Below are 21,798 nucleotides of genomic sequence, written 5' to 3' on the forward strand. Positions count from 1 at the left end.
GTAGGTGACCTTCGAACCCGGATCCATCACCAACCCAGCCCGCGCCGCCAGCATGGTCAGTGATGTCTTCGGGGTGAAGCTGCCCCGGAACTGCCCGTAGACCAGAGCCAGCGCGATGGCGAAGACGACCAGGAGCGCCACGCCGGCCAGCTTGTACGGCGGGGTCCGCGGGGCGTTGGTCTGAATGGGTCGGGACATGGTGATTACACCGTGAGTGCGAAGTTGGGGTTGACGCCATACAGCGCCAGCGCAGCGGACAACACGACAACCTGTACCGACACCAGGGAGAAGCGCATCGATCGGCCGACGGCCTCACCCACGCCGACCGGACCGCCGCCGGCCTCGTAGCCGTAGAAGCAGTGGGTGATCATCACCACCGCGGTGATGAGGATGGCTTCCACGAACGACCAGAACACGTCCTCGGGACGCAGGAACGTCCGGAAGTAGTGCTCGTAGGTGCCGTTGGACTGCCCGTAGATCACCGTCGTCGTGATCTGTGGGGACAGGAAAGTCATGATGATCGCCATCGAGTAGATGGGGATGATCACCACCAGCCCGGCCATGATGCGGGTGGACGCCAGGAACGAGATCGACTTGATGCCCATCACTTCCAGGGCGTCGACCTCCTCGCTGATGCGCATCGCACCCAGCTCCGCCGTGGCACCCGCACCCACCGTGGCGGCCATGGCGATTCCGGTGACGACGGGCGCGGCGATGCGCACATTGATCAGCGCGGCGAAGAAGCCGGTGAACGCCTCGACGCCGATGTTGCCCAGCGAGGCGAAGCCCTGGATCGCGACCAGCGAGCTACCGGACAACGTCACGAAACCGACGATGGCGACGGTGCCACCGATGACCGCCATGGCGCCGGTGCCCATGCCGATCTGAGCGATCAGGCGCAGGGTCTCCTTGCGGTAGTTGCGCAGGGCGTGCGGGATGTGCCCGATGGCGATGGTGCCGAACCACGCCATCTGACCGATGTCGTCCAGACCGCGGGCCGCGGCCAGGCCGTAGCGGTTGAGGTTCTCTGCCGCCCGCGGGAAGCGGGAGCGAAAGACCGCGGATGTCGACATGTCAGTGTCCCGTCCCGAACCGCACGCCGATCGTCGTCAGCACCACGTTCACGGCGTAAAGCGCGACGACGCAGAGCACGACGGTCTCGTTGACGGCGGTGCCCAGGCCTTTGGACCCGCCGCTCACGGTCAGGCCGCGGTAGCAGCCGACCAGGCCGGCGATCAGCCCGAACACAGCGGCTTTGACCGTTGCGATGACAACCTCGGGCAGGCCGGTGATGGTGGTCAGGGTCGCCAGGTACGCACCGCCCGACACGTTCTGCAAGTAGACGCCGAACAGGTAGCCACCGACCAGGCCGACCGTGATCACCAGGCCGTTGAGCAACGTAGCGACCAGGGTCGCGGCCAGCACCCGGGGCACCACCAGGCGGTGGATGGGGTCGATGCCGAGCACCTCCATCGCGTCGATCTCCTCGCGGATGGTGCGAGCGCCAAGGTCCGCGCAGATCGCCGTCGAACCGGCGCCGGCGACCACCAGCACCGTGGTCAGCGGGCCGAGCTGGGTGACCGCGCCGATCGCCGCGCCGGCGCCGGACAGGTCGGCGGCCCCGAACTGAGCGAGCAGCACGTTGAGCGTGAAGATCAGCAACACGGTCAGAGGAATCGAGACGAAGACCGTCGGCAGGAACGCGACCCGCATGATGAACCAGCACTGCAGGATGAATTCGCGCGCCTGGAACGGCCGACGGAACAGCGCTTTCCCGGTCAGGACGCACATCCGGAAGAATCCCCCGACGAGCGTCAACGGCGTCCGCGCTTGGTCGCGCACATAGCTGACGAGGTAGGGGCCTTGCCGATCAGTCGACGTTGAAGTCACCGCTCCCCCCTCCGGCAGTCACCGCGCGCTGTATGGCGCCGCGGCGGATCGTGTAGCACGCCTCGCCCCCTCACCGCTATGTAGCTGGGGTCGTCCCCAACTCGCCCCGGCTTGATGCCTGTGACCATCGGCTCCCTACTGGCAAGTAGTAACGGAGACCACAGGAATGTACCCGATGGCCAAGCACGTGTGAACCGCATCCGCACAATTAACCCTTCGCCAACCGCTGGCAAACGTTACAGCTCCTGTCGCCTTTCTTCTCTACTCCTAAAACCTCTTGCCCGAGAATGGATTTAGCCGATTTGTCCAACTCCGTACCGCACCCGCAGTTCAGTCTTGAGCACCTTGCCGGCCGGGTTGCGCGGCAGGGCGTCGACGATCTCGAGCGCCTTGGGATGCTTGTATCTCGCCAGCCGCTCGGTCAAAAACTCATCGAGTTGATCGAGCCGCAAATTGTCGTCGGCGACAGCGGCCACCGCGATGGGCACCTCACCCCACTTGTCGTGGGCCCGGCCGATCACGGCGACTTCGACGATCGCCGGGTGGCTGGCGAGGACGTTTTCCACCTCGGCGCAGTAGATGTTCTCGCCACCGGAGATGATCATGTCCTTCTTGCGGTCGACCACCCACACATAGCCCTCGGAGTCCATGCGGACGAGATCGCCCGAGTGGAACCAGCCACCGGCGAAGGCTTCCGCCGTGGCCTCGGGGTTGTTCCAGTATCCGCTCATCAAAGTTGGTGCGCGATAAACGATTTCGCCGACTTCACCGATCGGCACGTCGTTCATGTTTTCGTCCACGACGCGGGCGGCCACGGTGGGTATCACCTTGCCGACCGAGCCGCGTTTACGAATGGCGTCCTCGCCCAGCAACATGCACGTGACCGGCGACATCTCCGTCTGGCCGAACGCGGCCAGTATCTGGGTGCCGGGGAATCTCGCCGACATCTCGCGCAGCAACGCGTCGGGTGCCGGCGCGGCGCCCCAGGAGATCACCCGCAATTTCAGGTCACGCGGGCGCGCCTGCTGTTCGGCGCAGACCGCCTGCCATTGGGCGGGCACCAGAAAGATGCCGGTGACCTTCTCCGCGGCGAGCACGTCGAGCAGCTGTCCGGGCTCGAACGCGCCGAGCGGGTAGATCACCGTCGGGATGCCGAGCAGCACCCCGGTCAGCATGTTGCCGATCCCGGCGATGTGGAAGAACGGCACCCCGATGAATCCGACGTCGTTGTTGATGTCGGCGCCGTTGGTGTACAGGCCGGTCATCGTCTGGCCGGTCAAATTGGTGTGGGTCAGCACGGCGCCCTTCGGCCGCCCTGTCGTGCCCGAGGTGTACATGATCAGCGCCGGCGAGTCGTTGGGGATGTCGACCGGCCGGTGCTCTTGCCCGGACTCGTTGATCAGGTCTTCGTAGCCCAGCACGCTGTCGTCGGTCGGACCGCCGGCCACCACGACGGTGCCGAGCTGTGACTCGATGTCGCGGACTCCGGTGGCCACCGGGGCCAGCACGGGTTCCGTGATGATCACGCGCGCTTCGCAGTCCTGGACGAGGAAGGCGATTTCGGCCGGGGTGAGCCGGAAGTTCAGCGGGACCGCGATGGCGCCGAGCATGTTGACGGCCAGCACCGACTCGACGAACTCGGTGCGGTTGAGCATGAGGATCATGACCCGGTCACCGAAGCCGACACCCCGGCGGCTCAACGCGTCGGCCAGCGCCGCCACCCGGCCGCGCAGCTCGCCCCACGTCAGGGTTTTGCCCAGGAACCGCAGCGCCGCCGCGTGCGGCTGCATCAGCGCGTGGCGTTCCAACTGGTTCACCCAGTTCTGTCGACGGGCCAGGTACGGCTGCTCGTCCGCCTGTGTCGGATGGTTCGCCAATTGCGCGGTCAAACTAAGCACTCCCCTTCACTCGCGCACCGCTTGCGCCAGGTTGATATTTGATAAAACTTGGTGTTGTGTGGGTCACACTATGGCGTTGACGGTCCACTGACAAGTCCCCGTTAACGCCCGTCAAAACTTAAACCCCGTCCCGCCAAGCCCACGAAAGCCCTGGCAGCCCCCGTGAACGCACCGATGTCAATGCAGCCGAGGAGTCGGCGGCCGCTGCGTCGGGCGCAGTTGTCCGACGAGGTGGCCGGGCGTCTGCGGGCCGCGATCATGTCCGGCTCGTTGCGGCCGGGGACGTTCATCCGGCTGGACGAGACCGCGGCCCAGCTCGGGGTCAGCGTCACCCCGGTGCGTGAAGCCCTGCTCAAGCTGCGCGGCGAGGGCATGGTGCAGCTCGAACCGCACCGCGGCCACGTCGTACTGCCCTTGACCCGGCAGGACATCGAGGACATCTTCTGGCTGCAGGCATCGATCGCGCGCGAGCTGGCGGCGGCGGCCACCGACCACATCACCGAGGCCGAGATCGACGAGTTGGACCGCATCAACGACTCGCTCGCCGCGGCCGTCGGGTCCGGCGACGCCGAGACCATCGCGGGCATCGAGTTCGCGTTCCATCGCGTCTTCAACCAGGCGAGCGGGCGGATCAAGCTGGCCTGGTTCCTGCTCAACGCCGCGCGCTACATGCCGGTGCTGGTCTACGCCGCCGACCCCCATTGGGGAGAGGCCGCCGTCGACAACCACCGCCAGCTGATCGGTGCGCTGCGCCGGCGCGACACCAGCGCGGTGATCGAACACACCGTGTGGCAGTTCACCGATGCGGCGACCCGCCTGGCCGAGATGCGCGACCGCACCGGAATCTTCGACTAGCTCGAGGCCAGCTGCTCGGCGCGCTGCTTCAGGCTTTCGGCCAGATGGTCGAGCACGTTGTTGAGGAGTTGCTTCACCATCGGCGCCGGCACCGGCATCGACGTTTCGACGTCCAGATCCACCGTCAACAGGCTCGACGCCCCCATCGAAACCACGCTGAACAGCTGCTCCTGCTTGGTGAAGAGGTCGCCCTGCTGCAGGACGGTCTGAATCTGGTTTTCCCCGGGGTAGTACACGGCCTGGATGAACATGCTCTGCATGCCCTGGTAATCGGTGTCGAGCCGCAGCTGGCTGGGGCGCCCGTCGTCATAGCGGGCAAGCACCCAGAGACCTTTTATCTCCTCGTTCCATTGTGGGTAGGCCTCGAAGTCGCCGACGATCCGCATGATCAACGCGGCGTCGGCGTCCACCTCGACGGTCTTGCTCATCACTGGCATGCGCGAAGCATAGCCGGGCCGGCGGCGCCTCCGTGCGGTGCCGTCGCGGCCGATTCGATGACGAAAGCCCTGCTGCCAGGCGGTTATTGGTCGACGGCGGCGGTCGCCAGCAGGGCGCGGACGGCGTCGGGGATGGGGACGGACTTGCGGGTGACCCGGTCGACGTAGACGTGCACCCAGTGCCCCAGCGCGGTGATCGGTCGGGCGTTGTCTTCGGCGAGCTCATTCCCGGCGGCCCGGAACACTCCCAGCCGGTAGGTGACGCTGCTGCGGCCCAGCCGCGTGACGGCGAGTCCGACCACGAGGTGCTGCGGGAACTGCAGCTCGGAGAAGTAGCGGCAGCCCGATTCGGCGACGATGCCCAGCGCGGGCGTGGTGATCGGGTCCAGCCCGGTGCTGGTGTTGATCCAGGCGTTGATCGCGGTGTCGAATAGTTGGTAGTACACGGCGTTGTTGAGGTGGCCGAACATGTCGTTGTCGGCCCACCGGGTGCCGACCGGCCACAACACCGGAAAGTCGTTGCTGGTCAGCCCGTCCGGTGCGGGCGGAACCACGGAAGCCGACGCCATGGTTGTATTCCAGCATGCCTGCAATTCGAGGCGCCGTACTGGAGCACATCGGGTCGCCCCGGCCCTACGCCCGGTCGCGACCGATCACCGTCGCCGAACTCGACCTCGCGCCCCCGGGCCGCGACGAAGTCCTGGTCCGCGTCGAGGCGGCTGGCATCTGCCACTCGGACCTATCCGTGGTCGACGGCAACCGGGTGCGGCCGGTGCCGATGTTGCTGGGCCACGAGGCCGCCGGGATCGTCGAAGAGATCGGTGACGGCGCGCTATCAAGCGGGGTCGACCTGACCGTCGGCCAGCGGGTGGTGCTGGTGTTCTTGCCGCGCTGCGGTCATTGCGTGGCGTGCGCAACCGAGGGGCTGACGCCGTGTGAATCGGGCAGCGCGGCGAACGGCGCGGGCACGTTGCTCGGCGGCGACATTCGGCTCAGCCGAGCCGGCCACGCGGTGTATCACCACCTCGGTGTCTCCGGTTTCGCGACGCACGCGGTCGTCAATCGGGCCAGCGCCGTCCCGGTGCCCGGCGACGTGCCGGCCGACGTCGCCGCGCTCCTGGGTTGCGCGGTACTCACCGGTGGCGGCGCGGTGCTCAACGTGGGTCATCCGCGGCCGGGCCAGACGGTCGCGGTGGTCGGGTTGGGGGGCGTGGGCATGGCAGCGCTGCTCACCGCGCTGACCTATGACGACGTCCGCGTCGTCGCCGTCGACCAGCTGCCGGAGAAGTTGGCGGCCGCCCGGCGCCTGGGCGCCCACGACGCCTACACGCCGCAGCAGGCCACCGACGCCGGGGTGAAGGCCGCGGTGGTGGTCGAGGCCGTCGGTCATCCGGCCGCGCTGGAGACCTCGATCGCCATGACGGCGCCAGGCGGGCGCACGGTCACTGTGGGTCTGCCGCCCCCGGCGGCACGAATCAGCGTGTCGCCGTTGGGTTTTGTGGCCGAGGGCCGGTCGTTGATCGGCAGTTACCTGGGTTCGGCGGTGCCCAGCCGGGACATCCCCCGGTTCGTCGAGCTGTGGCGGTCGGGCAGGTTGCCGGTGGAATCGCTGGTGTCGTCCACGATTTCGTTGGAGAACATCAACGAGGCGATGGACAACCTGGCCGACGGGACCGCCGTGCGTCAACTGATCAGGTTCGACGGCTAGTCAACGTGCAACGCGCCGCATAGTGCGTGGCCCTGCAGCGCGAACAGTCGTTGCGAGCCAGCCCACTCTGGCAGCAGCGAATCGAACCCGTGACAGGCGCGCGCGAAGACGTGCAGTTCGGTCGAGACCCCGGCCCGCAGGAGCCGCAGCGCGTAGTCGATCGCCTCGTCGCGGAACGGGTCGATCTCGGCGCACGTGATCAAAGCCGTTGGCAGTCCGGCCAATTCGCCCCGCCGTGCGGGCACCGAGAGCTCCGACGCGCCGGCCGGCCCCAGGTAGTGGCGCCACATCAATTCGGCGGCCTCGCCGTCGAACGCCGGGCTGGTGCGGAACTGCGCCTTCGATCCGGTAACCCGATCGTCGAGCACCGGCTGGTGCAGCAACTGAAACGCCACCGGCGGCAGTTTCTCGTCGGCGGCCCGCTGCGCCAGGCCCGCGGCCACGGCGGCGCCGGCGCTGCTGCCCGCGACGGCCAGGCGCCCCGGGTCCACTCCCAGGTCCCCCGCGTTCGCGGCCACCCACCGCAGCACGGCGCCCGCATCCTCGAGGGCCGCCGGGAACGGGTGCTCGGGGGCGAGCCGGTAGTCCACCGACAGCACCGTGCAGCGGCCGCGTCGCGAAAGCTCCACGCATTGGCGGTGATCGGTGTCCAGGTTGCCCAGCGCGAATCCGCCGGCGTGGCAGTACACCACGCCCGGCGCCCCGTCGTCGGGCCCACCGCGATAGATGCGCACCCTGACACCGCCGAATTCCGTCGGCACGCGATCCTCGACGATCCCCACCCCGGACGCATTGGTCTGCCCGGCGGTCACCCGGCGGCGTTCGTTGAACGGCTCACGCGCGAGTTGTATTGCGGCCAGCGTAAACTCGGTCCGCGTCGTAACGACGTCACGCAACGCGGGATCGAGCCGATCGGCCCCGTCCAGCTGTGTCACCGCGCGCCGCCGGCGCCGCTGCCGACCTTCAGCGGATCTGCAGGCATTGCCCACCGTCGATGACGAGTTCGGAGCCGGTGATGAACGATGCTTCGTCGGACACCAGGAAGGCCACCGCGTCGGCAACCTCACCGGCCTCGCCGATCCGCCCGAACATGGACGCCCCGGCCAGCCGCGCCTGGGTGGCGTCGTCGAGCATCGTGGTGGCGATCGGCCCGGGGAAGACGGCGTTGACCCGGATGCCGGAGGGGGCGAGCTCGGCCGCGGCGGTCTGGGTGAGCCCGCGCAACGCCCACTTCGATGACCCGTAGGCGCTGTGCTGCGGGAAGGGGCGGATGGCGCCGGTGCTGCAGATGTTGACGATCGAGGCATTCGGCGCCGTGCGTAGCTGCTCCAGCGCTGCGCGCATCCCGAGGAACGGGCCCAGACAGTTGACCCGCCAGGCGGTTTCGAAGCCGGCGGGTGTCTCCGCGCTCAGCGAGGCCCGGTGTAGCACACCCGCGCAGTTGACCAGCGTGCTCAGCGAGCCGAAGCGACCGGCGACCTCGGCGACCACCGAGTCCCACTGCTCGGATGCGGTCACGTCGAGCTCGAGGGCGATCAGGTCTTCGTCGTGCGCTTCGCCGACGGCGGTGAGCAGTTCGGCTGCCCGCAGGTCGCACGCGGCCACCGAAAAGCCTTTGTCGCGCAGGCGTTTGGCGATGGCCCAGCCTTGTCCGCCGGCGGCGCCGGTCACCAGTGCGACGCGTTGATTCATGCTGGGCTCACCTCGCGACTGTCGGCCGATCCGGCGCAGGTGGCGCAGCGGCGCCGCGCCTCGTCGTCCGTCATCGCGTGGCCTCGCGCAGGTGCTCCGCGGCGCCGCGCCGCAGCGCCTGTGACTCGGCCGCCAGGGTGATCATGCCGAATCCCAACTGTGCCATGGCGTGACCCGTCTTGCCATCCCCGGCGTGAATGCCGGTGACCAGACCCGCGTCCGACGCCGCCCGATGGATGCGCACGATCGCGTCGAGCACCTCCGGATGCCGGGTGGCGCCGACGACACCGGCGCCCAGCGAAATGGCCAGATCGGCTGGGCCGACGTAGATTCCGGTCAGGTCGTCGACGGCGCAGATGTCGTGGATGCCGGAGAGCGCGGCCGCGGTCTCGATCATCGCGAACACGCCGGCCCGCGACTCGTGGGCGGCGGGGTCGAGCCCCAGGCTGGCGCGCAGCGGACCGAAGCTGCGCACGCCCCGCGGCGGGTAGCGGGTGGCGGCCACCGCCGCGGCGGCCTGGTCCGCCGACTCGATCATCGCGATGACGACGGCGTCCGCACCCGCGTCGAGCACCCGCCCGATCGGCGCCGCGTCGGCGTTGGGCAGGCGGACCACCGTGGCGACGGGCACGTGCTCGATGCGGCGCAGGATGCGCGCGATGTCGGCGTCGTCGAGGTAGCCGTGTTGCGCGTCGAAGCCGACGTAATCGTAACCGGCGCGGGCGAATTCCTCCGGCCCCAGTTCCGTTGGGCCGGTGATCCAGCCGCCGAATATCGGGGCTTTGCGGCTCAGCGCCTGCTGTAAATTGCTCGGCGAAGTCATGGCGCACCGGCGATGGCGATCTTGATGCGTTCGGCGACCGGCCGGCAGGCCAGTTCGAAGGCGTCCTGCACCTGGTCGACGCCGTAGGTGTGGGTGAGGTAGGCGCCCAGCAGCCGGGGGTGCTCGGCGGCGAACTTGCCGGCAAGCTCCAGCATCCGCCGGCGGTCCAGTGTCACACCGGATTTCAGAGTCAGGTTGTTGCGTAGCATCGCCCGCATGCTGATCGGATACATTTCGTCATCGGCGACGCCGAAATAAAACACGGTGCCGCCGGGGGCGGCGGCGTCGATGGCGTGGTTCAGGGTGGCGACCTGATGGCCGACGGCCTCGATGACGACGTCCGCGCGGTCCGCGCCCTCGAGCTGGCTCACCCAGCGGTCGCTGGTGGCGCGCACCGGGTCGTCGACCCCGAAAGCCTCTGCCAGGCCGTGGCGTTCGATCGGGTCGACGCCGGTGACGCGTCGCGCCCCCGCCGCCTTGGCGACATAGGAGAACAACAGCCCGATGGACCCTTGGCCGATGATCGCGACGTGCCGGCCGGCCAGGTCGCCGAGCTGTTCGCAGGCGTAGAGGACGCAGGCCAGCGGTTGCAGCCCGACCGCCTGGGCGGGGGTCAGCGCCGGATCGTAGGACGCCAGTCCGTCGCCGTCGCTGACGATGCGTTCCATCATGCCGTCGAATCCGGAGGCCCAGCCGACCACCTGATCGCCGGGGCGGTGGGCGGGGTGCCGGCTGGCGATCACCTCGCCGGCGACCTCGTGGATGGGGAAGCCATCTTTCTCGGGACCGCTTCGGCCGTCGTCACCCGGGATCCGTCCGCGGGCGCCGCGGAAGGCCGGCAGATCGCTGCCGCAAACGCCCGCGGCCGAAAACCGCAACAGCACCTGCCCGTCGGCCAGGCACTCGGGGGTCTTGTCGTCGATCGTGGTGCGCTCGAACAGATACGGGGCGATGATCCGATAGGACCACACGTCAGACCTCCACCGGAATGTTGTTCCAGCCCCATTGGAAGCTGGACGGCAGCCGGGTGGCCGAGTCGGCCTGGATCGCGTAGTCGGGCACCCGGCGAAGCCATTCGGCCAGCAGCACAGCCACTTCCAGCCGCGCCAGGTGATATCCGATGCAGAAGTGCTGGCCGCGGCCGAATGCCAGCGAGCGGTGGATGGGCCGGTCCCAGATGAATTCGTCGGGCTCGGGGTACTCCCGCTCGTCGCGGTTGGCCGAGGCGAGCAGGGTGATGACGCGCTGGCCCGGACTCAGGGTTTCGCCGTGAATCTCGAAGGGCTTGCGCACCGTGCGCGCGAACCACTGTGCGGGCGCACAGAATCGGATCATCTCGTCGCGCGCGACGAGCACGTTGTTTTCCAGGTCGGCGCGTACGGCGGCCAGCTGCTCGGGCCGCCGGCTGAGCTCCCAGAGGCCGTGGGCGACGATTTTGGGCACCGTCTCGGTTCCCCCGATGAAGATGCACAGCATCTGGGTCGCGACTTCCATGTCGTCGAGCGCGCTGCCGTCGGGCAGGTGATAGCCCAGCAGGCCGTCGACCACGTCCAGTGGTGTCCCGGACGAATCGGCGCGGCGGCGCGCGACCGCGGGCAGCAGGTATTCGAAATAGTTGGGCCGCGCCTGGCCGGTGTCCACACCGACGCCCGGCTGAGCGAGGCTGCCGGCGTTGACGGTGGCGAGGACTTGCGGCGCGAGATCGGTTGGAATACCGCATAATTCGCAGACGATCGCGGCCACCACGATTCCGCCATAGTCCTGGGTCAGGTCGAACGCACCGCCCGGGAGCAGCGCGTCGAGGCGTTGGTTCGCCAACGCGCGGATCCGGCCCTCCAGGTCGGTGACCGATCGCGGCCGAAACGGCCGCGAGTGGGTGCGCCGGATCTCGCCGTAGAGGTCCGCGTCGAACATGGCGTGAAACGGCAGTGGGTGCAGGGGCGGGTCGGCGACCGGCCCGCTGTTGTGCTGGGCCAGAACCGATGCCGGCGGCAGCGTGCCTTCCGAGGCGACGAACGTGCCGTTGTTGACTTCCAGCACCGTCCAGATGTCCTCGAAGCGTGACAGCGCGAACGTGTCCCACTGCGGCATGTAGTACACGGGGTGGTGGTCGCGCAGGGTCTTGTAGTACGGCAATGGGTTCGCCATCACCGCCGCGTCGAACGGGTCATACCGAAAGTCGTTCATGGTCAAGGCGTTCAGCCGCTCCGTCACTGCAGCGGCGATGGCGGGAGGGCCTGCAGAATGGAATCCTCCCAGCCGTCACGCAACGCGGGCGCCACGCTCATCCACGTGACGATCTCGGCCGGTGGGCTCTCCTTCCAGGACGGATAGTGCTCGGCGAAGCAGTCCCAGCCGCCGTCCAGCGCCCAGTAGTGGATCACTTCGTTGTAGCGGAAGGTCGTGGTGAACGATCCGAGCCAGCGCTTGCCGGTCCGTTCCGACCACGGAACGTAGAGCCGCTCCAGTTCGCGGATGTAGTCGTCCTGGCGTCCCGGTTTGGTCTGCATGATCTCTTGGATCACCAGCGGCGCGGTGAAATTGGCTTCGCGCAGCTGGGCGAGCGTCTTGTTGCTGGGCCCGGGGTACATGATGCGGCCCTCCCCCGAAGCGCCGACGTCAGCCAGGAACGCCGCCCATTTGCCGGATGCGGCCTCGTGGCTGCCGCCGCGGGCCTGCGCGGCCCCGATCCTGGCGTAGTCGGCGAAGCCGTCGATCTCCCAGATGACCGTCACCTGGGGCCAGTGACCGTTGTACGGCGTGGACTCCCAAATCGCGAACAGCCGAGCGCCGAGTTGCTCCATCATCGGTTGATAGGTGTCGGCGAAGATCTCGGTGAACAGGTCGCTGCGCCCGGAGCCCAGCGAAATCGTCTCGTGCAAGTAGAGCAGGGTGTGTCCGAAGTATTTCTTCATCGGGCTAGTCGAGCCGGATCAGCTCTGAGGCGGCCCCCAAGCCCACGTCGCACAGCAACATCTCGGTGGCATCGACCGTCGCGCCCGGAATGCCCGCCGCCGCAAGCGCATAGCTCTTGAACATGCGGGCCGCGCCGCTGAGTAGATGCTGCGCACGCGTCGTCGCACGGTTCACCCCCAGGGGCCATCCCTCACCCCAGAGGGCGACCTCGATCAGCGGGTTGTCCAGTGACTCGAGCACGGCCTCACGCACCCGGGCGTCGGCGGTGAACGCCTGAGCGCTAACGGCCAGGCTCGTCGAGCCCGCGCACACGCCGGCAAGCTCGGGCTCGAGGTCCGCCGCCCGCACCCCCAGGATGCGCAGCGACCGGGTATCGCAGCCCCGCGGGAGCAGCACGGTCACCTCCCAACCGGCCATGGCCCGGTCGTAGAGCCAACCGCCGGCCGACTGCACGACATCCGCGGCGCTGGCCGCGACCACGTCGAGCCGGTAACGCAGACCCTCGCCGGTTGCGCGGGCTGCTTCCGCAGCGCCGCTCTTGCTGATGTCGAACGTGGGAGCGACCATCGATCCATTCCTCACCACCAGTTCGCTGGCGGGTCACAAGCGCTTGTCTTGGGCTGGAGCCGCGTCACGCGCGGGCCGATGCGACTCACCGGACAGGGTGACACTTCTTGCGGAATTTGTAAAGCTACCGCCGGCCCGTCAGGACCCGCGGCGGGCCTTGAGGTCGGCCAGCACTTCCGCGGTGTGTTGCCCGAGTTCCGGTGCCGCAGAACGCGGTGCCCACGGAGTCCCGTGAAAATCCGCCGGTGTGGCAACCATCGGCACGGCGGCTTCGCCGTCGGGGACGTCGACGATGCCGCCCGCGGCGTGGAACTGCTCGTCGGCGACGACGTCCTCGAGGGAGTTGATCGGTGACCAGAAGAAGTCCGGTTCGCCGGCGAACACCTCCGCCCATTCGTCGAGGGGGCGCGTCGCGAAGATGTCATCCAAAGCGGCGATCAGCTCGGTCGAGTTGACGGCGCGGGAACGGGCATCGGCGAATCGGGGATCGCCGCGCCACTCGGGCCGGCCCACCGCCCGGCACAGCGCCGGCCAATGCCGCTCGGCCTCCAGACCGACGATCCAGAACCGCCGGCCGTCGGCCGCGGCATAGTTGTTCATGCACGGATTGCCCATGGTTTCGCGCTGCCCGATCGCGATCGGCTGTCCGCTCATCAGATAGGTGTTGAGGTCGAAGCTGACGGTGTAGGCACCCTGCCGGTAGAGCGAGGTGGTCACCAGCTGACCCGTCCCGGTCCGTTCGCGCGCGAGCAGGGCCGCGCATACGGCCGCGGCCATCGTCATCCCGGCGGAGTGGTCGCCCATGCCGCCACGCTGAAACGGGGGCGTGTCGCCGGGGCGGGTGAGCAGGTGGGCCACCCCGGCCCGGGACCAGAAGGCGGCGACGTCGAAGGCGGCGCGGTCGGCGTCGGGCCCGTCCTCGCCGTACCCGGTGATGAGCCCGTAGACCAGACGCGGATTGGTCGCCGACACCGCCTCGAAGTCCAGGCCGAGGCGCCGTAGCGCGCCGGGCCGCACATTGGTCAGGAAAACGTCTGCCTCAGCAAGCAATTCGAATGCGGTGGCGCGGCCGTCGTCGGTCCCGAGATCCAGCACGACGCTGCGCTTGGACCGGTTGTCCATCTCGAACGGCGGGTTCAAGCCCAAATCGCAGCCCAGCATCCGGCCGAACATGCGCGCCGGATCACCGGCCGGCGGCTCGATCTTGATCACGTCGGCGCCCCAGTCCGCGAGGATGCCGCCGGCGGCCGGGCCGGCCACCCAGACCCCGAGTTCGACGACTTTGACGCCTGCTACCGGTCCCGCCATGGGTAAGTTCCCGCTCTCTGCTATCCGAGCTGGGGGTACCACCCACTTCTGGGGGGACACGCCAGCGCAACGCCGCATACCGAGTGCCACGCTAGCGTGACGTTCAGCGGCCTTAGGCTTGCGCACATGAGTCTGGTGGCCGGGCGTGGTCCGCTCAGCGGCGATCCCGCGGGACGCTTCTCGCCCGCGATACCCGACGACGTCGTCTACGTCGAACCGCATCCCCGGCGCGTGCAGGCAGTCAGGGACGGCCGCGTGGTGATCGACACCGAGCGGGCGCTGATGGTGCACCGGCGCGGCCGGCCGCTGAGCTACGCCTTCGCGGCCGACGAGGTAGGCGACCTACCCGGCGAGCCGGAACCCGCGGCGCCCGGTTTCGTCCAGGTGCCCTGGGACGCGGTCGACACCTGGCTGGAAGAGGGGCGCAAACTCGTGCACTATCCGCCCAATCCCTATCACCGCGTCGACTGCCGTCCGACGCAACGCCGCCTGCGCGTCCGCGCCGACGGGACGACGCTGGTGGACACCGACGACACCGTCATCCTCTTCGAGACCGCGCTCGCCCCGCGGCTCTACGTCGATCCGGCACACGTGCGCACCGATCTGCTGCGGCGCTCCGAGACGTCGAGTTATTGCAATTACAAAGGGGTTGCGACGTACTGGTCGTTCGTCTCCCGCGACCGGGTTGTCGAGGACGTCGCCTGGAGCTATCCCGGCCCGCCGCCGGAAAGCCTGCCCATCAAGGGATTCCTCAGTTTTGACGACACGCGCGCCGAGGTGATGGCCGAGCTGCCGGTCAGCGACCGTAGCTAGGGCGACCGAGACCCAGCTCGTGCTGGGCGATCATGTTGCGGAACACCTCCATCGTGCCGCCGTAGATGCCGGCGGGCACGCCGTGCCGGAAGATGAACTCGATGGCACCATTATCCGCGGAACCCGTTGTATCCGTAGGCAATGTCGATGCCGTACCCAGCAGGTCCATCAACTCCTGGGAGGCCTCCCGCATCGTCTGGATGAGCGCTACCCGCCCGTACATCCCGGGGGTCGACATGGCCGCCTCGATCCGGGCCATGTTGCGCCCGAGCCGGTATTTCGTCGCATCGTCATCGATCGGGCGCCGCCCGGCCGCATCGGGCTTCGACAGGACGGCTGCCACTCCATCGGCCGCCTCGGCCATCAGGTGGCCATGCTCTGACAACATCGAAATGTTCTGCAGGCCATGGTCTTCGGTTTCGGTGATGCCGTGTTCCGCGTCGAGGGCGAACCGCATCACCGTCCAGCCGCCGTTGACCTCGCCGATCCGATAGAGATCGGCGACCCGTACGTCGCTGTAATACACGATGTTGGTGCGGTCGCCGTCGAGCGTGCGAATGCCCTGGATCTCGATGCCCGGCGAATCCAGCGGCACCAGGAACATGGTGAGGTTCTTGTGTTTGCGGCCCTGCGGATCGGTGTTGGTGAGCAGGAAGACGTACTGGGCGTTCTGCGCGTTCGAGGTGAACATCTTGGAGCCGTTGATGATCCAGCTCGATTCGTCCGCCTCGCGCACGGCTCGGGTCTTGCAGGTGGCGACGTCGGAGCCACCCTCGGGCTCGGTGTAGCCCAGGCACAGTCGGATTTCGCCGGACAACACCCCCGGCAGGATCGCGTCGGCGAGTTCGGGCGCCCCGAATTGTTCGACCAACCGCGCGACTGTCGCCGTGGTGCCCCAGTGAAACCACGGCGTGTGCGCGCGACCGATCTCTAGGTGGAAGATCCGCCGCCGCACCGGATCGAATCCCCCCTCGGACTCCAGCTGATAGTCCGACGTCAGGTAGCCCTCTTTGCCCAAAGCCAAATGCACTGGCTCACTGAAGTTTTCGCCGGTCTCTCGATCGCGCCGCCGCACTTCGTCGGTGACGTGTTCGGCGATGAACGCCCGAGTCCGGTCGAAGAAGTCCTGATCCTCGGGCGAGAGCACTACACGGGAGAAGTCCATGTGACGCCTCTGATCACGCCGCGTCGACGACCAGGCTGCGGAACCGGTCGAGGGTCTCGAGCGCGTGCGTCATGCTGTCGCCGGGCAGGTGAATGCTGACCCACGTCACGCCCAGCTTCGCCAGCTTGTCCAGGCCCTCGAGGTAGGCGTCGGCGTTGAAGTCGTCACTCGCGGGGCTGCCGCCCTCGAAGTTGGTGAAGGTGATGTCGATGGCAGACCAATCCCGCTGGGCCGCATCGCATCTGCGCCGCAGATCGTCGATGCCGTCGGCGAGCTTCTGCGGTGAGTCGATGACGGCGGTGCCGGCCGTCTGGGCCAGCTGCGGCGGCGCGGGGAACGGGCACCAGCCGTCGCCGTACTGGGCCACCCGTTGCCGCGAAGAGGACGTGTTGCCGCCGATCCAGAGCGGCGGGTGCGGATCGCTGATCGGGCGGGGGTGCGCGGTGATGCCCCGCGCGCTGAAATGCTTGCCCTCGAACGAGATATCGTCGCCGGTCCAGATGGCCCGGATCACCTGTAGGGATTCCTCGAACAGCTCGGCGCGCTCGTCGAAGCTGACCCCCAGCGCCGCGAACTCGCGCTTGAGGTAGCCCACGCCCACCGCGAGCGTGAACCGCCCGCCGGAGAGCAGGTCCAGGGTGGCGCCGGCCTTGGCCACCACGAACGGGTTTCGGTACGGCAGCACCACGATGTTGGGAATCAGCCGCAGCGTGGACGTGGTGGCCGCCGCGAAACCCAGGGCGACAAAGGGGTCCAACGCGTCGTGCCCGCCGGCCTCCAGCCATCGCTGCGAGGGCGCCGGGTGATCGGTGAAGCCGAAGCCGTGGATCCCGGCCGCCTCGGTCGCCGCGGCCACCTTGCCGATACCGTCCCCACTGACCAGCTCCGGGTTGTACGGATGGCTGTGCATCGGGTGGGTGATGGTGAACCGCATGGCCTTAGAACCGCGCGCGCGAGTCGATCGCCGTGTCGCTGGTGCGCAGCGGGCGGATCAGCGCCTCCTGGGCGAACGAGGCCAGCAGCTCACCCTCTTGCGCGTGCACGGTGCCGCGCACGTACGACATGCCCGCGCCGACCTGGGTGCTCTCGTGTGTGTAGAGCAGCCACCCGGTCCAGTCCACCGGTTCGTGGAAGGCGACCGAGATGCTCATCGGTGCGGTCGACACGGTCAGGTGCGCCTGGGCGGTGCCGATGCCCTCGTGCGCGCGCATGGTGGTCGAGATGCCCAGATGGCCGGTGAAGTACGCGAGCAGCGCCTTGGCCAACTCGTCACGGGTCGGGATCGGGTCGTAGTGCAACCAGGCGTAGAGCTCCGGCGGGCCGACCTCGTCGGGGCTGTTGACGTCGACCACGTCGACCAGGCGCAGCTCGCGACCGACCATCGGCATCGGTGAGGGGTGCGCGTCCGCCGGGGCGGCGACCTCGGGGCGCGGCAGGTGGTGCCGGATGACGTCGTCGGTCGGGACGTCGGCCAGCACGGTGATGCTCAGGCAGCGCCGGCCGTTCTGGTGCACGGCGACCACCGCGGTGGCCGTGGAGCGGCCTTCGGACACCACGTCGAGAACCAGCTCGATGGGCGGGCCGACGGTGATCGCCCGCGAGAAGACCGCATGAGCCGAGCGCACCGACTTGTCCGGAAATCGCTTCGCCACAGCGACGATCGCCTGCGCGAGCACCTGGGTGCCCTCCACCACCTGGCGTTCGTCGCCCACGGCGATGCCGGTCTGGCCGGTGAATCGGTCTTGCCCGTCGCCCTGCACGTCGAACAGATCCAGCAGGCCCTGCACGGTCCACTCGGTCTGCTCGGTTTCCTCAGACGCCTTCGTCACCCACTTCACCCTCTCGCGCTCGCGGCTCAGCGCTCAGCGTGACACTTTGCGTAGGATTTGTAAAGGTTGGCTAACAGACGGCGGCCCAGCCGAGTGGTCAAACGACCGGATGCGTGGGGCGGCAACGCAATTGGGCATTGCCGCCACTACTCCGGGAACCGCGTTCACGCGCCAGGCGGGGGTGGCGCGCCAGCTCGCGCTATCGGCAGATTGACACCGGTACCTGCGGTGCGTGACACTTTTTCGGTGTTTTGTAAAGCCGTCCGATTTGCCGAAGGCCGGGACGAATGATTCCCGAGCCGTTGGCCAACGGATTCTGCTTCGGCGAGGGCCCGCGCTGGTTCGAGGGCCTGTTGTGGTTCTCCGACATGCTGGGCGAAGCCGTCCACACCGCGACCATGGGCGGATCGCTGACCACACTGCCGCTGCCCGGGCACTCACCGTCGGGCCTGGGCTTCCGGCCCGACGGGTCGCTGCTGATCGCCTCGACCGAAGACCGCCAGGTGCTGCGCTATGACGGCGAAACCGTCGTCACCATCGCCGATCTCGCCGACGTCGCGCCGGCCGCCCTGGGCGACATGGTCATCGACGACGCCGGCCGCGCTTACATCGGCTGCCAGGCGCTGCGCGGTGGGGTCATCATTGCGCTGGATCCCGACGACGGCGCCACCGTCGTGGCCGACGACCTCGACTTCCCCAACGGCATGGCGATCACCCCGGACCGCGGGACGCTGATCGTCGCCGAGTCGACGGCCCGGCGGCTGACGGCGTTTTCCATCGGCGACGCCGGCGCACTGTCCGAGCGCCGCGTCTTCGCCGACGGACTGGACGGGCCGCCCGACGGCATCGCGCTGGACGCCGATGGCGGGGTGTGGACATCCATGACGTTGGCGCACCAGTTCGAGCGGATCGTGGCGGACGGCACCGTGACCGACCGCATCGACATGGGCGACCGGGTGGCCATCGCCTGCGCCCTCGGCGGTCCGCAACGCCGCACCCTGTTTCTGTTGTCGAGTACGGAGGCATATCCTCAGCGCCTGATCGGCACCCGGCTTTCCCGGCTGGATGCCGTCACGGTGACCACTCCCGGCGCCGGCCTGCCCTGACCGAGAGGTTGACGATGACCGACGCCTATTACGAGCTGATGGACCCTGTCGGCGACGCCGACGCCGCGCTGGGCGAGAAGTTCCGGGCGACCGACCTGGCCCGCGGTACCTGGTCGGCGGCCATTCAGCATGGCGGCCCGGTGTCGGCGCTGCTGGTCCGGGCGCTGGAGCGGTGCGATCAGCGCGACGACACCCGCCTGTCCCGCGTCGTCATCGACCTGCTGGGCGGGGTCCCGGCCGAGGGCGATTTGTGGGTGCGCGCTGAGGTGCAACGCCCCGGCAAGCAGATCGAATTGCTCAGCGCCGAGATGCTGGCCCCGGGGCCCGACGGCACCCCACGGCCGGTAGCGCGCGCCACCGGATGGCGGCTGCAGCACCAGGACACGCAGTCCCTGGCGCACGCGGCGGCGCCGCTGCCGCGGCCCCGGGCCGAGGCCTTCAACCGCAACCTCAAGGCCCGGGACTGGGACCGTAACTACGTGCACAGCCTGGAGTGGCTGTGGCTGACCGAGCCGCTCAGCGAGGGCCCGGGCGAATCGTGGATTAACCCGACCGTGGACCTGGTCAACGGCGAATCCATGACGCAGCTGGAACGGCTGTTCGCGGTGGCCGACTGCGCGAACGGCATCGGCAGCAAGTTGGACATCACCAAGTGGACGTTCCTCAACACCGATCTGGCGGTGCACGTGTTTCGCGTGCCGGATGGGGACTGGATCGGCATTCGGGCGCAGACCAGCTACGGGCCGGACGGCATCGGGACGACCATCGGCACGTTGTTCGACGAGCAGGGCGCGGTCGGCGCCATCCAGCAGTCGGTGCTGGTGCGCCGGCGCCCGCCTCGGGCCTAACGTGGGAGCGGATGACCATGACACCTCGGCGACACTGCGAAAAGTCTGAATCATGAGCCAGCCGGTCCGGGCGACGACGATCGCCGATAACGACACCTCGACGCGTCAGCGCATCCTGGCGGCCACCGCCGAGGTGCTCGGCCGTAACGGCAAGACCAAGCTCAGCCTGTCCGACGTCGCCACCCAGGCCGGGGTCTCCCGCCCCACGCTGTATCGCTGGTTCGCATCCAAAGAGGAGTTGCTGTCGGCGTTTTCGGCCTACGAGCGCCAGATCTTCGAAAGCGGATTGGTGAAGGCCACCGCGGGGTTGAAGGGCGTGGACAAGCTCGACGCCGTGCTGCGGTTCATCGTCGAATACCAGCATTCGTACTCCGGGGTGCGCATGGTCGACGTCGAGCCCGAGCACACCATCGCCCAGTTCTCCTGGGTCATCCCGCAGATGCGCGAGGGCCTGCAACGCCATTTGCCCGGACCCAACGCGGCGGTCAAAGCGGCGACGGTCATCCGGATTGCGATATCGCACTACATCGTGCGCAGCGATGACGCCGACCAGTTTCTGGCGCAGCTGCGGCACGCGGTGGGGATCAAGGGGAGTTAGTCGAACAACACCGCGGCGTTGAGGTAGCCGGTCGGGTCCAGCGCGGCCTTGACCGTGCGCATCGCGGCGATGTCGGCGGGTCCGCGGGACATGGCGAGGTAGGGCCGCTTGCGGCTGCCGACGCCGTGTTCGGAGCTGACGTTGCCGCCGGATCGCGCGATGAGTTCCATCATCGGCTCGTACAGCGCCCGCTCGCGATCGGCCGGGCAGCGCAACACGTTCAGGTGCAGGTTGCCCTCGCCGACGTGGCCGAACAGCACCGGCAGTGCGTCGGGGGCATGTGTGTGAACCAAATCGATTGCGTGTCTTTCGAATTCGCTGACCGCCGACAGTGGCAGCGACACATCGAATTTCAGCGGTGGCCCGTACACACCGAGCACCTCGGCCAGCGATTCGCGCACCTGCCACAACCGTTGCTGCGCAGCAAGATCCACGCCGACCGCGGGATCGGCGCACATCGGCACGTCGTCGAGCAGGCCGGCGAGCCGTTCGGTCTGGTCGTGATCGGCGGCCAGCTCGACCAGCAGCAGCCAGTCGCCGGCGACCGGGGCGCCGACACCGCGGTGCTCGGCGGTCAGCGCGGCGGCGCGGCCGTCGATCAATTCCAGTGCCGCTATGCCGTCCGCATCGCGGAAGGTGCGCCCGGCGGCCACCAGCGCGTCGAGGTCGGCGAACCCGCAGATCGCCGTCACCCGGTGCGACGGGGTGGCGTGTAGCCGCAGGTCCAGCTCGGTGATGACGCCCAGCGTGCCCTCGGCGCCCACGAACAGCGCCGGCAGGTCGTAGCCGGTGTTGTCGCGGCGCACCCGGCTGTGGCGGCGCAGCAGCGTGCCGTCGGGCAGCGCCACCTGGACGCCGACCACCTGCTCGCCCATGTTGCCGTAGCGGACCGTGCGCAGGCCGCCGGCGTTCGTCGACGCCATGCCGCCGACCGTCGCGGTGTCCCGGGCCGCCAGATCCACGCCGAACACCAAACCCGCTGCGGCGGCGGCCCGTTGCACCGCGGCCAGCGTGGCCCCGGCGCCGGCCTCGATGCGGCGTTCGACGGTGTCGACGTCGCCGACGGCGTGCAGCCGCTCGGTGGACAACAACACGTCGTCGTGCTCGGGGACGGTGCCGGCCACCAACGAGGTCCGGCCGCCCTGCACCGTCACGTGCGCGCCGGCGTCGCGGCACACCCGCAACACCTCGGCCACCTGCTCGGCCGTGCCGGGCCGCACCAGCGCGCTCGCCTTACCGCGGTAGCGGCCGGTGTGGTCGACGCTGCGCGCCGTCAGCACGTCGGGATCGGTGACGACGTGATTCGATCCGACCAGGCCCGCCAGGCTGCGCAGCATCTACACCA

Annotated in this window: 23 protein-coding genes and 1 pseudogene; 6 read left to right on the plus strand and 18 right to left on the minus strand. The window is 68.4% G+C overall.

The window, feature by feature from the left end; translation table 11 throughout:
• The 4 genes and pseudogenes from AC5Y7E_RS00005 to fadD5 form a co-directional block, all read right to left on the minus strand.
• Positions 1 to 198, minus strand: a pseudogene (locus AC5Y7E_RS00005) (MCE-family protein MCE1A); the annotation flags it as partial.
• Positions 199 to 203: 5 nt separating this feature from the next.
• Positions 204 to 1,073, minus strand: a complete 870-nt coding sequence (locus tag AC5Y7E_RS00010; protein ID WP_499917623.1) for an MlaE family ABC transporter permease — start codon at positions 1,071 to 1,073, stop codon at positions 204 to 206.
• A 1-nt stretch (position 1,074) separates the two neighbouring features.
• Positions 1,075 to 1,890, minus strand: coding sequence for an MlaE family ABC transporter permease (locus AC5Y7E_RS00015; RefSeq protein ID WP_499917622.1), 816 nt, complete (start codon positions 1,888 to 1,890; stop codon positions 1,075 to 1,077).
• 293 nt (positions 1,891 to 2,183) lie between these two features.
• Positions 2,184 to 3,779, minus strand: coding sequence for a fatty-acid--CoA ligase FadD5 (fadD5, locus tag AC5Y7E_RS00020; RefSeq protein WP_499917621.1), 1,596 nt, complete (start codon positions 3,777 to 3,779; stop codon positions 2,184 to 2,186).
• A gap of 183 nt (positions 3,780 to 3,962) precedes the next feature.
• On the opposite strand from fadD5, the gene AC5Y7E_RS00025 reads away from it, so the two are divergent.
• Positions 3,963 to 4,643: a GntR family transcriptional regulator gene (locus AC5Y7E_RS00025; RefSeq protein WP_499917620.1), complete on the plus strand. Its 681-nt coding sequence runs from the start codon at positions 3,963 to 3,965 to the stop codon at positions 4,641 to 4,643.
• Here AC5Y7E_RS00025 and AC5Y7E_RS00030 read toward each other — a convergent pair.
• Both AC5Y7E_RS00030 and AC5Y7E_RS00035 read right to left on the minus strand, forming a co-directional pair.
• The gene (locus AC5Y7E_RS00030) at positions 4,640 to 5,080 is read right to left on the minus strand and encodes an SRPBCC family protein (protein WP_499917619.1); all 441 of its coding nucleotides are present in this window, start codon (positions 5,078 to 5,080) and stop codon (positions 4,640 to 4,642) included. The two genes, AC5Y7E_RS00025 and AC5Y7E_RS00030, sit on opposite strands and share 4 nt — an antisense overlap.
• Positions 5,081 to 5,163: 83 nt before the next feature.
• On the minus strand, positions 5,164 to 5,649 hold the full coding sequence (locus tag AC5Y7E_RS00035; RefSeq protein ID WP_499917618.1) for an acyl-CoA thioesterase: 486 nt from the start codon (positions 5,647 to 5,649) through the stop codon (positions 5,164 to 5,166).
• Positions 5,650 to 5,663: 14 nt separating this feature from the next.
• Here AC5Y7E_RS00035 and AC5Y7E_RS00040 point away from each other — a divergent pair, with 14 nt between their 5' ends.
• Positions 5,664 to 6,788, plus strand: coding sequence for an alcohol dehydrogenase catalytic domain-containing protein (locus AC5Y7E_RS00040; protein ID WP_499917617.1), 1,125 nt, complete (start codon positions 5,664 to 5,666; stop codon positions 6,786 to 6,788).
• Here the strand turns inward: AC5Y7E_RS00040 and AC5Y7E_RS00045 are convergent.
• The 8 genes from AC5Y7E_RS00045 to AC5Y7E_RS00080 all read right to left on the minus strand — a co-directional run bounded on the left by AC5Y7E_RS00045 (position 6,785) and on the right by AC5Y7E_RS00080 (position 14,094).
• Positions 6,785 to 7,723: an alpha/beta hydrolase gene (locus AC5Y7E_RS00045; protein WP_499917616.1), complete on the minus strand. Its 939-nt coding sequence runs from the start codon at positions 7,721 to 7,723 to the stop codon at positions 6,785 to 6,787. The two genes, AC5Y7E_RS00040 and AC5Y7E_RS00045, sit on opposite strands and share 4 nt — an antisense overlap.
• A 28-nt stretch (positions 7,724 to 7,751) precedes the next feature.
• The gene (locus AC5Y7E_RS00050; protein WP_499917615.1) at positions 7,752 to 8,480 is read right to left on the minus strand and encodes an SDR family NAD(P)-dependent oxidoreductase; all 729 of its coding nucleotides are present in this window, start codon (positions 8,478 to 8,480) and stop codon (positions 7,752 to 7,754) included.
• 70 nt (positions 8,481 to 8,550) lie between these two features.
• Complete coding sequence (locus AC5Y7E_RS00055) at positions 8,551 to 9,303, minus strand: HpcH/HpaI aldolase family protein (protein WP_499917614.1); 753 nt, start codon at positions 9,301 to 9,303, stop codon at positions 8,551 to 8,553.
• Entirely contained in the window at positions 9,300 to 10,274 is a 975-nt protein-coding gene (locus tag AC5Y7E_RS00060) for a zinc-binding dehydrogenase (RefSeq protein WP_499917613.1), read from the minus strand. Before AC5Y7E_RS00060 ends, AC5Y7E_RS00055 begins: the two co-directional genes overlap by 4 nt.
• Position 10,275: 1 nt before the next feature.
• Positions 10,276 to 11,490 carry a cytochrome P450 gene (locus AC5Y7E_RS00065; RefSeq protein ID WP_499917693.1) on the minus strand — a complete coding sequence of 405 codons (1,215 nt, stop codon included), beginning with the start codon at positions 11,488 to 11,490 and terminating at the stop codon, positions 10,276 to 10,278.
• Positions 11,491 to 11,513: 23 nt separating this feature from the next.
• Positions 11,514 to 12,218, minus strand: a complete 705-nt coding sequence (locus AC5Y7E_RS00070; RefSeq protein ID WP_499917612.1) for an NIPSNAP family protein — start codon at positions 12,216 to 12,218, stop codon at positions 11,514 to 11,516.
• Between the two features lie 4 nt (positions 12,219 to 12,222).
• Positions 12,223 to 12,786: a hypothetical protein gene (locus AC5Y7E_RS00075; RefSeq protein WP_499917611.1), complete on the minus strand. Its 564-nt coding sequence runs from the start codon at positions 12,784 to 12,786 to the stop codon at positions 12,223 to 12,225.
• A 138-nt stretch (positions 12,787 to 12,924) separates the two neighbouring features.
• Positions 12,925 to 14,094 (minus strand): CaiB/BaiF CoA transferase family protein, encoded by a 1,170-nt coding sequence (locus AC5Y7E_RS00080; protein ID WP_499917610.1) that lies wholly within the window; start codon positions 14,092 to 14,094, stop codon positions 12,925 to 12,927.
• A gap of 126 nt (positions 14,095 to 14,220) precedes the next feature.
• Here AC5Y7E_RS00080 and AC5Y7E_RS00085 point away from each other — a divergent pair, with 126 nt between their 5' ends.
• Positions 14,221 to 14,907, plus strand: a complete 687-nt coding sequence (locus AC5Y7E_RS00085) for a DUF427 domain-containing protein (RefSeq protein WP_499917609.1) — start codon at positions 14,221 to 14,223, stop codon at positions 14,905 to 14,907.
• Here the strand turns inward: AC5Y7E_RS00085 and AC5Y7E_RS00090 are convergent.
• From AC5Y7E_RS00090 to AC5Y7E_RS00100, 3 genes are read right to left on the minus strand one after another with little or no spacing between them, the layout of a single operon-like run.
• Positions 14,891 to 16,072: an acyl-CoA dehydrogenase family protein gene (locus tag AC5Y7E_RS00090; protein WP_499917608.1), complete on the minus strand. Its 1,182-nt coding sequence runs from the start codon at positions 16,070 to 16,072 to the stop codon at positions 14,891 to 14,893. The genes AC5Y7E_RS00085 and AC5Y7E_RS00090 overlap by 17 nt on opposite strands.
• Positions 16,073 to 16,085: 13 nt before the next feature.
• On the minus strand, positions 16,086 to 17,006 hold the full coding sequence (locus AC5Y7E_RS00095; protein WP_499917607.1) for an LLM class F420-dependent oxidoreductase: 921 nt from the start codon (positions 17,004 to 17,006) through the stop codon (positions 16,086 to 16,088).
• Between the two features lie 4 nt (positions 17,007 to 17,010).
• Positions 17,011 to 17,901: an acyl-CoA thioesterase gene (locus AC5Y7E_RS00100; protein ID WP_499917606.1), complete on the minus strand. Its 891-nt coding sequence runs from the start codon at positions 17,899 to 17,901 to the stop codon at positions 17,011 to 17,013.
• A 287-nt stretch (positions 17,902 to 18,188) separates the two neighbouring features.
• Here AC5Y7E_RS00100 and AC5Y7E_RS00105 point away from each other — a divergent pair, with 287 nt between their 5' ends.
• The 3 genes from AC5Y7E_RS00105 to AC5Y7E_RS00115 are packed head-to-tail and all read left to right on the plus strand — an operon-like array spanning position 18,189 to position 20,453.
• Positions 18,189 to 19,007 (plus strand): SMP-30/gluconolactonase/LRE family protein, encoded by an 819-nt coding sequence (locus tag AC5Y7E_RS00105; protein ID WP_499917605.1) that lies wholly within the window; start codon positions 18,189 to 18,191, stop codon positions 19,005 to 19,007.
• 14 nt (positions 19,008 to 19,021) lie between these two features.
• Positions 19,022 to 19,855 (plus strand): thioesterase family protein, encoded by an 834-nt coding sequence (locus AC5Y7E_RS00110; protein WP_499917604.1) that lies wholly within the window; start codon positions 19,022 to 19,024, stop codon positions 19,853 to 19,855.
• A gap of 52 nt (positions 19,856 to 19,907) precedes the next feature.
• Positions 19,908 to 20,453, plus strand: coding sequence for a TetR/AcrR family transcriptional regulator (locus tag AC5Y7E_RS00115; RefSeq protein WP_499917603.1), 546 nt, complete (start codon positions 19,908 to 19,910; stop codon positions 20,451 to 20,453).
• Here AC5Y7E_RS00115 and AC5Y7E_RS00120 read toward each other — a convergent pair.
• The gene (locus AC5Y7E_RS00120) at positions 20,450 to 21,790 is read right to left on the minus strand and encodes an FAD-binding oxidoreductase (RefSeq protein ID WP_499947083.1); all 1,341 of its coding nucleotides are present in this window, start codon (positions 21,788 to 21,790) and stop codon (positions 20,450 to 20,452) included. The two genes, AC5Y7E_RS00115 and AC5Y7E_RS00120, sit on opposite strands and share 4 nt — an antisense overlap.
• Positions 21,791 to 21,798 lie beyond the last annotated feature (8 nt).

The organism is Mycobacterium sp. NGS17 (assembly GCF_059813205.1).

Bases quoted from the DNA above. Each gene is read 5' to 3' on its own strand.
- AC5Y7E_RS00105 (WP_499917605.1), top strand. From the start codon at position 18,189: ATGATTCCCGAGCCGTTGGCCAACGGATTCTGCTTCGGCGAGGGCCCG.
- AC5Y7E_RS00085 (WP_499917609.1), top strand. From the start codon at position 14,221: ATGAGTCTGGTGGCCGGGCGTGGTCCGCTCAGCGGCGATCCCGCGGGA.
- AC5Y7E_RS00090 (WP_499917608.1), bottom strand. From the start codon at position 16,072: ATGGACTTCTCCCGTGTAGTGCTCTCGCCCGAGGATCAGGACTTCTTC.
- AC5Y7E_RS00075 (WP_499917611.1), bottom strand. From the start codon at position 12,786: ATGGTCGCTCCCACGTTCGACATCAGCAAGAGCGGCGCTGCGGAAGCA.
- AC5Y7E_RS00120 (WP_499947083.1), bottom strand. From the start codon at position 21,790: ATGCTGCGCAGCCTGGCGGGCCTGGTCGGATCGAATCACGTCGTCACC.
- AC5Y7E_RS00025 (WP_499917620.1), top strand. From the start codon at position 3,963: ATGTCAATGCAGCCGAGGAGTCGGCGGCCGCTGCGTCGGGCGCAGTTG.
- AC5Y7E_RS00065 (WP_499917693.1), bottom strand. From the start codon at position 11,490: ATGAACGACTTTCGGTATGACCCGTTCGACGCGGCGGTGATGGCGAAC.
- AC5Y7E_RS00095 (WP_499917607.1), bottom strand. From the start codon at position 17,006: ATGCGGTTCACCATCACCCACCCGATGCACAGCCATCCGTACAACCCG.
- AC5Y7E_RS00040 (WP_499917617.1), top strand. From the start codon at position 5,664: ATGCCTGCAATTCGAGGCGCCGTACTGGAGCACATCGGGTCGCCCCGG.
- AC5Y7E_RS00055 (WP_499917614.1), bottom strand. From the start codon at position 9,303: ATGACTTCGCCGAGCAATTTACAGCAGGCGCTGAGCCGCAAAGCCCCG.
- AC5Y7E_RS00035 (WP_499917618.1), bottom strand. From the start codon at position 5,649: ATGGCGTCGGCTTCCGTGGTTCCGCCCGCACCGGACGGGCTGACCAGC.
- AC5Y7E_RS00110 (WP_499917604.1), top strand. From the start codon at position 19,022: ATGACCGACGCCTATTACGAGCTGATGGACCCTGTCGGCGACGCCGAC.
- AC5Y7E_RS00050 (WP_499917615.1), bottom strand. From the start codon at position 8,480: ATGAATCAACGCGTCGCACTGGTGACCGGCGCCGCCGGCGGACAAGGC.
- AC5Y7E_RS00080 (WP_499917610.1), bottom strand. From the start codon at position 14,094: ATGGCGGGACCGGTAGCAGGCGTCAAAGTCGTCGAACTCGGGGTCTGG.
- AC5Y7E_RS00115 (WP_499917603.1), top strand. From the start codon at position 19,908: ATGAGCCAGCCGGTCCGGGCGACGACGATCGCCGATAACGACACCTCG.
- AC5Y7E_RS00030 (WP_499917619.1), bottom strand. From the start codon at position 5,080: ATGCCAGTGATGAGCAAGACCGTCGAGGTGGACGCCGACGCCGCGTTG.
- AC5Y7E_RS00010 (WP_499917623.1), bottom strand. From the start codon at position 1,073: ATGTCGACATCCGCGGTCTTTCGCTCCCGCTTCCCGCGGGCGGCAGAG.
- AC5Y7E_RS00070 (WP_499917612.1), bottom strand. From the start codon at position 12,218: ATGAAGAAATACTTCGGACACACCCTGCTCTACTTGCACGAGACGATT.